Origin of the sequence: Geomonas diazotrophica (genome assembly GCF_018919385.1) — a bacterium.
Taxonomy (GTDB): Bacteria; Desulfobacterota; Desulfuromonadia; order Geobacterales; family Geobacteraceae; genus Geomonas; species Geomonas diazotrophica.
Window position 1 is genome coordinate 216,552 of sequence record NZ_JAHLMF010000004.1, and the last position, 14,160, is coordinate 230,711.

Annotated in this window: 11 protein-coding genes; 1 reads left to right on the plus strand and 10 read right to left on the minus strand. The window is 63.3% G+C overall.

Annotation, left to right across the window (positions count from 1 at the left end):
* Window positions 1-14: 14 nt before the first annotated feature.
* The 10 genes from KOM00_RS05800 to KOM00_RS05845 form a co-directional block, all read right to left on the minus strand.
* Window positions 15-866, minus strand: a complete 852-nt coding sequence (locus KOM00_RS05800; protein ID WP_216497889.1) for a 3-hydroxybutyryl-CoA dehydrogenase — start codon at window positions 864-866, stop codon at window positions 15-17.
* 41 nt (window positions 867-907) lie between these two features.
* Complete coding sequence (locus KOM00_RS05805) at window positions 908-2,083, minus strand: thiolase family protein (RefSeq protein ID WP_216497890.1); 1,176 nt, start codon at window positions 2,081-2,083, stop codon at window positions 908-910.
* Between the two features lie 254 nt (window positions 2,084-2,337).
* Complete coding sequence (locus tag KOM00_RS05810) at window positions 2,338-3,504, minus strand: M24 family metallopeptidase (protein ID WP_216497891.1); 1,167 nt, start codon at window positions 3,502-3,504, stop codon at window positions 2,338-2,340.
* Window positions 3,498-4,031, minus strand: coding sequence for a nitroreductase family protein (locus KOM00_RS05815; RefSeq protein ID WP_216497892.1), 534 nt, complete (start codon window positions 4,029-4,031; stop codon window positions 3,498-3,500). Before KOM00_RS05815 ends, KOM00_RS05810 begins: the two co-directional genes overlap by 7 nt.
* Window positions 4,032-4,181: 150 nt before the next feature.
* On the minus strand, window positions 4,182-7,430 hold the full coding sequence (gene icmF, locus KOM00_RS05820) for a fused isobutyryl-CoA mutase/GTPase IcmF (RefSeq protein WP_216497893.1): 3,249 nt from the start codon (window positions 7,428-7,430) through the stop codon (window positions 4,182-4,184).
* Window positions 7,431-7,455: 25 nt separating this feature from the next.
* Window positions 7,456-8,040, minus strand: coding sequence for a DUF6125 family protein (locus KOM00_RS05825; protein ID WP_216497894.1), 585 nt, complete (start codon window positions 8,038-8,040; stop codon window positions 7,456-7,458).
* 219 nt (window positions 8,041-8,259) lie between these two features.
* Entirely contained in the window at window positions 8,260-10,269 is a 2,010-nt protein-coding gene (locus tag KOM00_RS05830) for a solute symporter family protein (RefSeq protein ID WP_216497895.1), read from the minus strand.
* A 32-nt stretch (window positions 10,270-10,301) separates the two neighbouring features.
* Window positions 10,302-10,607 carry a DUF485 domain-containing protein gene (locus tag KOM00_RS05835; protein WP_216497896.1) on the minus strand — a complete coding sequence of 102 codons (306 nt, stop codon included), beginning with the start codon at window positions 10,605-10,607 and terminating at the stop codon, window positions 10,302-10,304.
* A 112-nt stretch (window positions 10,608-10,719) separates the two neighbouring features.
* Window positions 10,720-11,556, minus strand: a complete 837-nt coding sequence (locus KOM00_RS05840) for an IclR family transcriptional regulator (RefSeq protein ID WP_216497897.1) — start codon at window positions 11,554-11,556, stop codon at window positions 10,720-10,722.
* 23 nt (window positions 11,557-11,579) lie between these two features.
* Window positions 11,580-13,139 carry an acetyl-CoA hydrolase/transferase C-terminal domain-containing protein gene (locus KOM00_RS05845; RefSeq protein WP_216497898.1) on the minus strand — a complete coding sequence of 520 codons (1,560 nt, stop codon included), beginning with the start codon at window positions 13,137-13,139 and terminating at the stop codon, window positions 11,580-11,582.
* Between the two features lie 502 nt (window positions 13,140-13,641).
* Here KOM00_RS05845 and KOM00_RS05850 point away from each other — a divergent pair.
* Window positions 13,642-14,058 carry a MerR family transcriptional regulator gene (locus tag KOM00_RS05850; RefSeq protein WP_216497899.1) on the plus strand — a complete coding sequence of 139 codons (417 nt, stop codon included), beginning with the start codon at window positions 13,642-13,644 and terminating at the stop codon, window positions 14,056-14,058.
* The last annotated feature ends 102 nt before the right edge of the window (window positions 14,059-14,160 follow it).

Below are 14,160 nucleotides of genomic sequence, written 5' to 3' on the forward strand. Positions count from 1 at the left end.
ATCGCTCCCCGGGCCTAGCCCTGATAGTCGTAGAATCCCTTCCCTGACTTCTTCCCCAGGTAACCGGCGTTGACCATGTTCACCAGGAGCGGACAGGGACGGTACTTGGGATCCTTGAAGCCGTCGTGCAGGACGTTGCAGATGGCGAGCACGGTGTCGAGGCCGATGAAATCGGCGAGGACCAGCGGCCCCATGGGCTGGTTGGTGCCGAGCTTCATCCCCTTGTCGATGTCCTCCGCCGAGGCAATCCCCTCGTAGAGCGCGAAGATCGCCTCGTTGATCATCGGGATCAGCACCCGGTTGACGATGAAGCCGGGGTAGTCCTTGGCGACCGCCATCTCCTTGCCGAGCCGCGCGACCAGGGCGCCGATGGCCTGGAAGGTCTCCTCGCTGGTACCCAGCCCCCGGATCACCTCGACCAACTGCATGATAGGCACCGGGTTCATGAAGTGCATGCCGATCACCTTGTCCGGCCGCCTGGTGCAGGCCGCGATGCGGGTGATGGAGATGGAGGATGTGTTGGAAGCCAAGATGGCGTTCTCCGCAACGATCTCGTCCAGCTTCTTGAACAGCTCGAACTTGAGGTTCTCGTTCTCCGTCGCAGCCTCCACCACCAGGTCGCAGGGTGCGAAGTCCTTGAGCTCCTTGGTGGCGGTGATGCGGGCCATGATCCCTTCGATGCTGGTGGTGAAGATCACCCCCTTCCTGGCCTGCCGCTCCAGGTTCTGCTCGATCGATTTGAGCGCCTTGTCAAGCTGAGCCTGGGAGATGTCGTAGAGCAGGACCTGATACGCGTGCTGGGCGAAGACGTGGGCGATGCCGCTTCCCATCTGCCCTGCCCCTATGACGCCTACTACCTTGAACATGTGAACCTCCTGTGGAAAGTTTGGATTCTGGAAATGCGGGATCAGACCCTCTCGAACAGTACCGCGACCGCCTCGCCTCCGCCGATGCAGAGCGTTGCCAAGCCGTAGCGGGCCTGGCGCCGGTGCAGCTCGCGGACCAGCGTCGCGGCCAGCCTGCCGCCGCTGGCGCCGATGGGATGGCCGATGGCGCAGGCGCCGCCGTTCACGTTCACCTTTTCCGGGTCGAGGGCGAGGTCCTTGATGGCGATCATGGCCACCGTGGCGAAGGCCTCGTTGATTTCGAAGAGGTCGATGTCGGAGGTCTTCAACCCCGCCTTGGCGCAGGCGACCTCGATGGCGCCCACCGGGGCCTCGGTGTAGCGCTCGGGGTGGAGGCTGCAGGTGGCGTGGGCCACGATGCGCGCCTTGGGCTTCAGGTTCAGGCGCTTCACCGCGTCGGCGCCGGCCAGCAGGGAAAACGCCGCGCCGTCGTTGATGGTCGAGGCGTTGGCCGCCGTGATGGTGCCGTCCTTTTTGAAGACCGGCTTCAGGGTGGTGAGCTTGCCGAAGTCGACCTTGAAGGGCTCCTCGTCCTCGGCCACCGTCACCTCGCCGCCGCGAACCTTTTTCAGCACCGGCACGATCTCGTCCCTGAAGATGCCGCCCCGGATCGCCTCCTGTGCCCTTGTGTAGGAGCGGCTGGCGAACTGATCCTGGGCTTCGCGGGAGAGTGAGTGGCGGTGAGCGGCCTCCTCGGCAATGTCCCCCATGTGCCGCCCGGAATAGGGATCCTGCAGGCCGTCGTAGATCATCAGATCGATGAGCTCACCGTGCCCCATGCGGTAGCCGTAGCGGGCCTTCTTCAGCACGAAAGGGGCGAGCGACATGTTCTCCATCCCCCCGGCGATGACCACTTCGGAATCGCCCAGCATGATGGAGCCTGCGCCGAGCATGATCGACTTCAAACCGCTGCCGCAGACCTTGTTGATGGTCATCGCGTGGGCGGAGTCGGGGATGCCCGCGTAGCGCATGGCCTGGCGGGCGGGAGCCTGCCCCACCCCGGCGCTGAGCACCTGCCCCGCGATGACTTCGTCGACCTGGGCCGGGTTGAGGTCGGTTCGCTCCAGGAGCGCCTTTATCACGGTGCCCCCCAATACGGGCGCCTCCACCTCCGAGAGGGAGCCGCCAAAGGAGCCAAATGGGGTTCTCAGTGATTCCACAACGAAGACGTCTTGCATGATTTCCCTCCCGCGGTTGTTTGTGTTGTGTAGAACTTTATCTATCGTTTACGTAAAAGTCAAGCAAAAGTATAACAGGATTATAAACAGGCGGAATCATTTTAACACATCATTGGCTCCACCGCAGCGGGACGCGGGACAGGCGGGACGTTACATGCCATAACCCATCAACAATACGCACTTAACGAATGGAGGCCACAAAAAAGGGGCTCGCTTTCACGAGCCCCACATTAAAACAAAAATTGTTTTCGGGTTCACACGCAGACGATATCGTCCGCCAGATCGGTCAGTTTCACCCCGCCTTCCCGGGCCACGGCAAACGTGTTTTCGATACCGACCACGCCGAGACCGGGGAGAACGAACTTGGGCTCGATGGCGACGGTCTGCCCCTCCTGCAGCGGCGACTTGAACCCCTGGGCCAGCACCGGGAACTCGTCCAGTTCGAGCCCCACGCCATGCCCCACGAACTTGGCGTTCTCGCCGGGCGCACCCATGAAGTTGCGCGCCAGCCCCGCGCTCTCGGCAATCCCGGCGGCCTGGGCGAAAAGCTCCTCGCACACCGCGCCGGGCTTCAGGTTCTCGGCCAGGTGCTGCTGGATCTGCAGCGAGGTGGCGAAGGCGCGCTCCAGCTCGGGTGCCAGTCTCCCCACCACGAACATGCGGGTCATGTCGACGATGTAGCCGTTGAAGACCCCGGTGTAGTCCACCAGCACCGGTACGTTCGCCTGGATGGTGTCGGTCGAGGCGCCGTGGGGAGAGGCGTTGGAGAGCCCCCGGCCGGTGACCGCGCCGTCGAAGAAACCGGGATTGCCGGCGCCGGAGCTGACGGCGAGCCCCTGGAACAGCTCCTGGTTGTAGGCGCGCATCCGGACATACCCTTCGCCCCCCGCCTTCCTCAGCCGGTATTCGAACTCGGCGGCGAGGTCCAGCTCGCGCATCCCCTCCTTCAGGAAACCGGGGATCTCTTTGAATACGCCGCAAAGCCGCGCCCCGCTTTCGCGCATCCGCTCCAGCTCCAGTTTCGACTTCACGCTGCGCAGCTCCCGGTTCAGGGAGGAGATGTCGACGAACTCCACCCCGGGCAGGAGCCTGGTGTAGTACTGGTATTGCTGCACCGGCGCCACGTCGAAGGTGAAGCCGATCCGCTTCACCTGGGGGGGAAACAGGGAGGGAAACTCCTTGCTGGAAGGAAAGGGGCGCGTGTCGTCGATGACGCTCTCCCCTTGGGCGCGGAAGTAGCTCTTGCGCACCATCAGGCGCGGCTTTCCCTCGGCGGGAACGAAGAGCACCGAGTTCTGGCGCGTGCCGGAAAAATAATAGATATCGATGGGATAGATAAAGAGGGCGGCATCCACCCCTTTCTCCTTCAGCCCGTCCTGCAGCCTGGCTATCCTTTGCTCCGATTCGGTCCTGGTCAGCATGCCTTCCCCCAGTCGTTGTGATAGGCGATCTCCGCCAGCTCCTTGCGCGGCCGCGCCTTGGGTTCCTGGTCCGGGTAACCCAGGGGCGTCACCCCGACCACCCGTATCCCTGCCGGGATGCCCAGCGACTCCTTCAGGGTCGGTTCGTCGAAGAGCCCCATCCAGCAGGTCCCGAGCCCCAGCCCGTGGGCCGCAAGGCAGATGTGCTCAAACGCTATCGCCGTGTCGGCCACGTAATACTCGATCCCGTTCTCCACCCCGGACTGGGCCGGGTCGGCACAGACCACGATGGTCACCGGCGCCTGTGCCAGTGCCTTCTTGCCCGGGTTGTCATCGGGAAAGGCGTCCAAAAGCGCGTTCCGCTTACCGGCGGCGGAAAGGACCAGGAAGCGCCAGCACTGCATGTTCTTCCAGGAAGGCGCCAGGCGCCCCGCATCGAGCACCTGGCTCACCTTGTCCCACTCGACCGGGGTGTCCCGGTACTTCCTGATGCTTCTCCTGTCGTTTATCGCTTGAAACACGTCCATGTTTTTCTCCTCTTCGTCTCCAACTCGATAGCGAAGGCGCCCCCCTCCCTACCCCTCCGGGGGAGGGAGACGCCTGGACCGGGCGTGCCATTCGGCCCACATGGTGCGCCTGTGGCCGGGCTCCTCCGTGCCGACCCGGGCAGCTCCGCGCTACATGTTGCGCCGGTACTCCCCTCCCACCTCGTAGAGCGCCCTGGTGATCTGCCCCAGCGAGGCGCACTGCACCGTTTCCATCAGCTCGGCAAAGATGTTGCCGCCGGCCACCGCCGCCTCCTGGAGCCGCTTCAGGGCGAGGGGCGCCTCATCCTTGTGCCGTTCCTGGAATGCGCGCAGGTTCCGGATCTGCTGTTCCTTCTCCTCCACGGTGGCGCGGGCCAGCTCCCCGGGGATCTGGTACCCCTCTTCGCCGGCGCGCGGGTTGAGGAAGGTGTTGACCCCGACGATGGGGAGCTCTCCGGAATGCTTCCTGGCCTCGTAGAGCATGGATTCGTCCTGGATCCTGCTGCGCTGGTACTGGGTCTCCATGGCGCCCAGCACCCCGCCGCGCTGGTCGATCCTCTCGAACTCGGCAAGGACCGCCTCCTCCACCAGGTCGGTGAGCTCGTCGATGATGAAAGCGCCCTGGAGCGGGTTCTCGTTCCTGGCGAGCCCGAGCTCCTTGGTGATGATCATCTGCACCGCCATGGCGCGGCGCACCGACGCCTCGGAGGGGGTGGTGACCGCCTCGTCGTAGGCGTTGGTGTGCAGCGAGTTGCAGTTGTCGTAGAGGGCCATCAGTGCCTGCAGCGTGGTGCGGATGTCGTTGAAATCCATCTCCTGGGCGTGCAGCGAGCGGCCGCTGGTCTGGATATGGTACTTGAGCTTTTGACTGCGGTCGTTGGCGCCGTACTTCTCCCGCATCACCACCGCCCAGATGCGCCGCGCCACCCGGCCGATCACCGTGTACTCCGGGTCGAGGCCGTTGCTGAAGAAGTAGGAGAGGTTCGGGGCGAAATCGTCGATATTCATGCCGCGCGAGAGGTAGTACTCGACGTAGGTGAAGCCGTTGGACAGGGTGAAAGCGAGCTGCGAGATCGGGTTCGCCCCGGCCTCGGCGATGTGGTAGCCGCTGATGGAGACCGAGTAGTAGTTACGCACCTGCTGCTCGATGAAGTACTGCTGGATGTCCCCCATCATCCTGAGCGCGAATTCCGTGGAGAAGATGCAGGTGTTCTGCCCCTGGTCCTCCTTGAGGATGTCCGCCTGGACGGTGCCGCGCACGGTCTGCAGGGTGCGGGCTTTCAGCTCGGCATACTCCGCGGGCGACGGCTCGCGCCCCTGCGCGTTTTTGAACTGCTCCAGCTGCTGCCTGATGGCCGCGTTGAAGAAGAAGGCGAGCATGATCGGCGCCGGCCCATTGATAGTGATGGAAACGCTGGTCGAGGGGGCGCAGAGGTCGAAGCCGGCGTAGAGCTTCTCCATGTCCTCGACGGTGCAGATGGAAACCCCGCTCTCCCCTACCTTGCCGTAGATGTCGGGGGGGTAATCCGGGTCCTCGCCGTAGAGGGTTACGCTGTCGAAGGCCGTGGAAAGGCGCTTGGCGCCGTCGTCCTGGCACAGGTAATGGAAGCGCCTGTTGGTCCGCTCCGGGGTCCCCTCCCCGGCGAACTGCCGCTTGGGGTCCTCCTCCACGCGCTTGAAGGGGAACACCCCCGCCGTGTAGGGGAAGAAGCCGGGGAGGTTCTCCTGCATGGACCACTTGACGATCTCCCCCCAGTCCTCGTAGTCGGGGAGAGAGACCTTAGGGATCCGGGTCCCGGATAGGGATGTGGTGTAGAGTTCGGTGCGGATCTCCTTGTCGCGTACCTTGGTGACTTGGACGTCCTGGCGGTAGCACTCCTTGAGCCCCTTCCAGCCGTCGATGATGCGGCGCGGCTCTTCCTGCAGCCTGGCGGAGAAAGAACCGATCAGCTGCTCCAGTTCGGCGATGGTCCCCTCACTCTTCACCTCTTTCCTGGCCCCGGAGAGCTGGAACAGGGTCCGTGCCACGGCCGCCTGCTCCTCGACTCCCTTGCGGTAGCCGCGCACGGCCTGGACGATCTCGCCCAGGTAGTGCACCCGGTCCGGCGGGATGATGTACTGCTTCAGGCTCTCGCGCTCGGCGATCTGCAGGCGCGACTGCCATCCGCTCTCCTTCTTCTCGTTGACCCGGTCCAAGAGGGCACGGTACAGCACGTTGGTGCCGGGGTCGTTGAACTGCGAGGCGATGGTGCCGTAGACCGGGATCTCCGTGTCCGGGATGTCGAAGAGGTTCCGGTTGCGGCGGTACTGCTTGCGCACGTTACGCAGCGCGTCCTCGGCCCCCTTGCGCTCGAACTTGTTGAGCGCCACCAGGTCGGCGAAGTCCAGCATGTCGATCTTCTCGAGCTGGGTGGGGGCGCCGAATTCGCAGGTCATCACGTAGAGCGACACGTCGCAGATCTCCACCACCCCGGCGTCCCCCTGCCCGATCCCGGAGGTCTCCACGATGACCAGGTCGAAGCCCGAGGCACGCACCACGTCGATGGCGTCCCGTATCGCCGCCGAGAGTTCGGAGCGGGAATCGCGGGTGGCCAGGGAGCGCATGTAGATCCGGTCGCTGTTGATGGAGTTCATCCTGATCCGGTCCCCCAGGAGCGCGCCGCCTGTGCGCTGCCGCGAGGGGTCCACCGCCAGGATCGCCACGCTCTTCTCCGGAAAATCCCTGACGAAGCGGCGCACCAGCTCGTCGGTGAGCGAGCTCTTCCCGGCGCCGCCGGTCCCGGTGATCCCGACCACGGGGACGTCGCGCCCCATGCCCCGGATCCGCTCCCGTACCGCCCCGTACCCCTCGCTTTGGTCGTGGACCGCCTGCTCGGCGAGTGTGATCAGGGTGTTGACCGCGCGGATGTCCCGCTCCTTGAGCCGATCGATCTCCCGGTCCGTGTCGCGCTCGGGGCTGAAGTCGCACAGCTCCAGCATGTGGTTTATCATCCCCTGCAGCCCCATGCGCCTGCCGTCCTCGGGGGAGAAGATCTTGCTCACCCCGTACTCCTCGATCTCGCGGATCTCCTCCGGGACGATGACCCCGCCCCCCCCTCCGAACACCTTGATGTGGTCGGCGCCGCGCTCCTTGAGCAGGTCGCAGATGTACTTGAAGAACGGGACATGCCCTCCCTGGTAGCAGCTCACCGCGATGCCCTGCGCGTCCTCCTGGATGGCGGCGGTGACGATGACGTCCACGGAGCGGTTGTGTCCCAGGTGGATCACCTCCGCGCCCGAGGACTGGAGCATCCGCCTGATGATGTTGGTGGCGGCATCGTGCCCGTCGAAGAGACTGGTCGCCGTGACGAAACGGATCTTGTGTCTGGAGCGATAAGGCTCCGCAGCGGCTATGTGCATGTCGTTTCTCCTTGTAACGTGGTCTTTACGGCTGCCCGGGGTTCAAGGTGAACTCCCAGGCGCACCAGAACTCATCGGGGTGCGGGTCGGGCGGACAGGCGATGCAGCGGGTCGCGATGCGGGAATCGACGGTCCGGGCGAACTCGGAGTATTCGACGATCCCGACCGATTTGCAGGGGTGGTCCGGGAGTCCCTTGCGCTTTCGGGCCGACTGCACCCGGCAGTCGAGCATCCGGAACACGGCCCGGGAGTCGGTCACCTCGATGCTTTCCTGCAGGTTCAGCCTGGCGTAGAAGCGGTGCTTCAAGCACTCCACCAGGGCGGGGATGCCTCCGCCGGACTTGATGGAGAGCCGCTCCATGATCCTCTTGGCCTCGATGACCGTGAAGAGCCGCCAGGCGTCGGTGTCGATGTCCACCGCCACCTCCATGCCGTACTTCTTCTCCAGGGACTGGAACCAGACCCCGTCGTGGGCGAGCCAGTTCTTGGCGTCGTCGACGATGATCCTCACCAGCTCCTCCTTGCTGAGCGAGTAGAGGAGCCGGACCCCCTCGTCTCCCTCCGGCTGCGAAACGGCCGCGATCTCCTGCAGGTTGTTAACGTGTGTCACGGTTGCACCTCCTTGATGAGTTTGCTCGGCGCCAGTCGCGGCTGTTCCATTACACAACTCGCATGCAAGCGAGTCCTTCCCCCTCCCTGTCCCTCCCCCTCCGGGGGAGGGAACGCTGTGTGGACGCCCCCTCCCCTTGGAAGAGGGAGGGAACGCTGTGGTGGACGCCCCTTCCCCCGGGAGGGGGGAGGCCGGGAGGGGGACAGGTTTGGCAAACGGCTAATGATCGGCGGCGCTGGTGATGCCGATGCCGGTATTCTGGCGCACGTCGATCTCGTCGAACATCTCCTCGGCACGGCGCTCCCGGAACAGGAGACAGCCAAAGACGGCGGCCAGGAAGCCGAGCGGGACCGAGACGATCCCCGGGTTCTTGAGCGGGAAGATCGGGGCGTCCAGGCCGACCATGGACTTGCCGTCCTTGTTCTTCACGTACTCCGTCCGCGATTTCTCCAGGGCCTGCACCTCCTTCTCGGCCAGCACCGTCCCCCCGGCCTGCTTCTTCTCGAGGGTTTCCACCACCTTCTTGGCGTCGGCAGCGATCTTTTTCGGATAGGTCATCACCGGCGAAACCATGACCAGTGTCAGGGCGGAGATGGTACCTACCACCAGGCCGGAAACGATCCCCGCCGTGTTGAACTTGCGCCAGAACAGGGACAACATGATGACCGGGAAGTTGCCGGACGCGGCGACCGCGAAGGCCAGCGCCACCAGGGCCACCACGTTCTCCTTCTCCGCCATGAGCCCCATCACGATGGCCGAGGTTCCCACGAAGAGCGAGGTGATCCGGGCCACCTTCACCTGCAGTTGTTGATCCGCCTTGCCGTCCTTGATGATGTTCACGTAGACGTCGTGGGCGATGGCTGCGGAGGCGGCGAGCACCAGGCCGGAGACCACGGCGAGGATGGTGGCGAAGGCGACCGCGCAGATGAAGGCGAGGAAGATGTCGCCGCCGAGGCTCCCCGCGCCGCCGCCCATATGCTGGGCCAGGAGCAGGGTCGCCATGTTGCCTCCCTTGTCCACGGCGGAGATCGCCTGCGGGGTGAGGTAGAGCGCGGCGCCGAAGCCGATCACGCTGATCATGAAGAAGAAGCTGGAGTTGAGGAACAGGGCCACGATGATGGACTTCCTGGCATCCTTCGCGCTCGGGACCGTGAAGAAGCGCATCAGGATGTGGGGCAGGCCGGCAGCGCCCAGCGCCCAGGCGAGGCCCAGGGAGATCTGGTCCAGGGGGTTCTTCAGGAACAGGCCCGGCTCCAGGAACCGCTGGCCGTAGTCGACCCCGGGTTTGGCGATCACGTCCTTCAACACGTTCATGCGCACGTGCTCCTGGATGGCGCCGTTACTGACCACGTCGGTGAAGAAGCGGACCGGGTTGAAGCCGGCCTTGATGGCAACCAGCAGGCAGAGGACGGTGGTTGCGCCCATCAGCAGGGATGCCTTGATGATCTGCACCCAGGTGGTCGCCTTCATGCCGCCGAAGACCACGTAGGCCACCATCAGCGCGCCGACGCCGATAACGGAGACGCGGTACGGGATGTTCAGCAGCATCTGCATCAGTTTGCCCGCGCCCACCATCTGGGCGATCAGGTAGAAGATGGAGACGGTAACGGTCGACAGCGCGGCGACGCCGCGCACCACCTTGGGCGAACTCCTGAAGCAGAGGATGTCGCCTAATGTGTACTTGCCGGCGTTGCGGCAGGGCTCGGCGATGACCAGGAGGATGGCGATGAAGGAGAACATCGGTCCCACCGCGTACATGAAGCCGTCGATGCCGTAGAGGGAGATGAGCCCCGACATCCCCAGGAACGAGGCGGCCGACATGTAGTCTCCGGCGATGGCCCAGCCGTTCTGGAAGCCGGTGATCCCGCCGCCGGCGGTGTAGAAGTCCGAGGCGGTCTGGGTCTTCTTGGCCGCCCAGATCACGACGCCCATGGTGACGGCGATGATGAGGGCGAACATGCCGATGGTGATGCCGCGGTTGGGGGTGATCTTGGCCGGTGCGGCGCCCCCCTTGGCCGGTGCGACCGCGGCCTTGGCGGCGACACTCGCGGCGGGAGCCGCGACCTGAGAAGCTGCGGCGCTGGCGGGTGCGGCTGCCGGTGAGACTGCGGCGGCGGGTGCGGCGACCTGGGGAGCTGCGGCGGTGGCGGAAGCCTCGGCACACACGGCGGCCGCGCCGAACATCGATAGCGACAGTGCTACGGTTAAAGCGGCGATCCTCTTTTTCATACCTGGTCCCCCTCTTTGTTTGATGGACGCATCTATTGCAAAGCTTCCAGGAGCTGCTTGGTGAGCCGGTCAAAGGTCTTGTTGGCCACGTGGGCGTAATAGATCGCCACCCCGATGGCCATGACGAACTGGGACAGGATGAAAAGGTAGCCGAAGTTGATGGGGCCGATGACCTTGATCCTGAAGGCCTCGGGGAAGTAGCCGGAGATGACCGGGAGCAGGAGGTAGTAGATGGTCGAGATGATCCACCAGGTGAAGAGGAAGTTCCGTTTTTTGCGTTTCAGCTCGATGAACTTGCTGTGGTTGGCGATTGCTTCCCATTGCTGTTTGTCCGACATGGCCGTCACTCCTTCTGTTAGGGTTACCAGCGACTGGAAGCGGGGCCGCCGCTTCCTTGTTCATCCCCCGGCCTGTGCCAAGGGGGCCAATAGCTCCAGGTGAGGGTCGCATTCAGGGGCGGGCGTAGCCGAACCTGGCGGAGAGGAGTTCTGCGCTCAGGCGCAGGGAAGGGATGATCTCCTGCTCCAACCGGTCCCCCAGCAGCCGGAACGAGGGCCCGATCAGCATCAGGGCGCCCACCACCTTGCCGGCGTAGTCACGGACCGCCACCGCCACGGTTACCACCCCGTCCCCCATGCCGCTGCACTCCACGGCGACCCCGTCCTCCCTGATCTGCTCCAGCTCGACCCGCAGGACGGCGAGGTCCGGGTGCTCCCCCCTGCCGCCGCGCCACCTCCGGCCGATCTGCTCCAACAGGTCCCACGAATCGATGGCACGCATCACCTTGCCGGCGGCGTTGGCGAAGAAGGGGAAGCGCCGTCCGACCAGCTCCCCCCGCTCCTGCCGCGAGGGATCCACCATATCCAGCAGCAGCACCTCGTCCCCGTTGGGGATCGCCATGTAGATCGCCTCGTTGTGCCGGCGGGCGAGGGCTTCCAGTACCGGGCGGGCATCTTTCAGGATGGTCACCTTCAGATCGTCGTCGTGCTCGGACAGGAGCGGGCGGACTATCGGGGCGAGCACCCTGCTGTTGCGGGCGTTTTGCAGCAGGGTCCGGGCCAGTTTCCTGGCGCGGCTCTCGTCGTACTTCCCGCTCTGGATCGCACACTGCACCAGCCCCTTGTCCTCCAGAAGCGCCAACAGAAGCCGGGTACGGTACGGCGTGATCCCCGCCTCGCGCGCCAGCGCCGATAACGAATACCCCTTGCCCCGGGCCGCCACTATCTCGAGGAGCTCGACCGCCTTCTGCAACTCGTCACTGGACAGCTCTCCTTTGTCCCTTTGCATCCGTCCACCCTCTCTGGTTCAGCTTAGTTCCAGTTGTCGATCTTCATGGTCCCTTTCTCCGCGAGGTGCTGCTGCATCTTGAACACCTTGAAGAGCAGGTGCGGTTCGTGCCCCACGTTGAGCTCGCAGCACTCGCGCTTGGCCCTTTCGTAGTACTCCTGCATCAGCGGCTTGTAGTCGGGGTGGACGCAGTTGTTGATGATGGTTTTGGCGCGCTCCCGGGGGGAGAGCCCCCGCAGGTCCGCGAGCCCCTGCTCGGTGACCAGGACGTCCAGGTCGTGCTCGGTATGGTCGACATGGGGCGCCATGGGGACCACGCAGGTGATGCCGGTGGGATCGGTCTTCGAGGGGCGCGTCGACGGGGTGTGCATGATGGAGAGGTAGGCGTTTCTCAAAAAGTCGCCGGAGCCGCCGATGCCGTTGATCATCCGGGTCCCGCCGACCAGGGTGGAGTTGGCGTGGCCGTAGATGTCGAACTCGACCGGGGTGTTCATGGCGATCACCCCGAGGCGGCGGATCGGTTCGGGGTTGTTGCTGATCTGCATCGGGCGCAGCACGACCTTCTGGACGTAGAAATCCCAGTTGTCGTAGAGCCGCTTGAAGCCGTTCTCGGAGAGGGAGAGCGAGGTGGAAGAGGCGAAGTCGAGCTTCCCGGAATCGAAGAAGTCCAGCATGGTGTCCTGGATCACCTCGGTCCAGACCTTCACGTTGGAGAAGGGACCTTTGACCATGCCGCCTACCACCGCGTTGGCTATGTTGCCAACGCCCGACTGCAGCGGCAGGAGGTTTTTCGGCAGGCGCCCGGCCTTCACCTCGAACTGGAAGAAGTCGAGGATGTGGGCGGCGATCTGCTCCGAGGTCTCGTCGGGGTCGGAAAGGGCGCGCCCCTTGTCCGGCAGGCGCGACTCCACGATGGCGAGGATCTTGTCCGGGTCGCAGGGGACGTAGGGGGAGCCGATCCGGTCGTCGACCCTGCTGATCAGGTACGGTTTCTTGTAGGGAGGGCGCTCGGTCATGACGATGTCATGGATCCCCTCGAAGGAGGGAATGGCGGTGTTGATCTCGATGATGAGCTTGTCGGAGTGCTGGATCACCTCGGTGGCGCAGCCGATGGAGCCCCCGAGGATGATGCTGCCGTCCTCGGTGATGCCGCTCGCCTCGATGAGACCCAGGTCGAAGCCGCCCCCCCTCTCCTTGGTGTAGAAACCGTAGGCGAGGTCCTGGGCGTAGAGGGAGAGGTGCTTGTCCCCCATGCGCACTGTCCCGTTGTTCACCTGCTTTTGCACCACCTTCCCGGTCTGGTAGGGCCAGCGCTTGTCGGTCATCAAAAGCGACGCCCAGCGGTCCTCGATCTCGGCCCCGATGGAGGCGCCGATGAAGAGGTTGAAGCGCATCTTCCCCTGGAGGTTGTGCTTCTCCACGTAATCGGCCAGGGCGGCCGGCACCACCTTGGGATAGCCGACCGGGGTGAAGCCGGACCAACCGAGGTCCATGCCGTTGCGGAAAAAGGGGATGGTCTCCTCGGCTGTCATGATTCTCGAATGCAGGCTCGTCTTTCGGATCCTCTTGTGCAGCTCGCTCATTTCAACCTCCGTTATTTAATGAAAGAGACACAGGCGATTAGCCAGATTTAGCATTTGCATTAAGCATCTAAATAATTACGCAATTTACCGGACCAGATTAAGCAGAACATTAGTTTGAATCTGTAAATAAGCCCCTGGAAATTCTCGGGAGGTATAATGCGAATGGTGCGCCTCCAAGTGCACCCCAAGGCACGAGCCCGCCAAACCAACGACTACCGATTTGACGCCTAGGGCAAATTCACACGAAAGTTGTTTTTCTCAACAGGGGATCAACATCTGCAAGTCGCTATTTTAACGCGACTAAACACCAGGAGGACCGGATTGCGGTAAAAAAGGTACCAGTCGTTTACGTTAATGTCAACGATAAATAAAACGGAATTATACGAAAGTTTATTTTTTGTTCCAGGACGCCCACTTCTGCCCGGTTTCCCGGCTCGGAGTATTGGTTGACAAAACCCGGTGCTTGGCTGAGAATGTGGAAATTTACGTAAAGGTGAAACGGATGACCAACGAGCAGAGAGAAGGCGAGACCATCGTATCTATAAGCGACCTGGCGAAGGATTTGGGGCTGACAACGAGGACCCTGCGCTACTGGGAAGAGGTGGGGATCGTAGAATCGGTGGAGCGGCAGGACGGCGCCACCAGGGGGTACACCCCCTACTATGTCAGAAGAATAAAGTTCATCATGAAGCTCAAAGAGTTGGGGCTGACCATCAAGGAGATGCAGGATCTCTATGCCGCGTACGGCGACGCCAAGCAGACGGAGAAGATGATCCCGCGTCTCATCGAGACCCTCGACCAGCATGTCGCCAAGGTGGATGAAAAAATGGCGCAGCTGGCGTCGCTACGACAGGACATCGTGGGGTATCGGCAGAAGATGATGAAGCAGTTCGCCATATTCAGCGCAGCCGAGCGATAAGGGGAACCCTTCCTACGTGGAAGTAAGACACCGCCACACGTCGCCGCAATCCCCTCCCCCCTGCGAGAGGTCATGGTGAGGGGCTTTGAGCCCCCTCTCCCG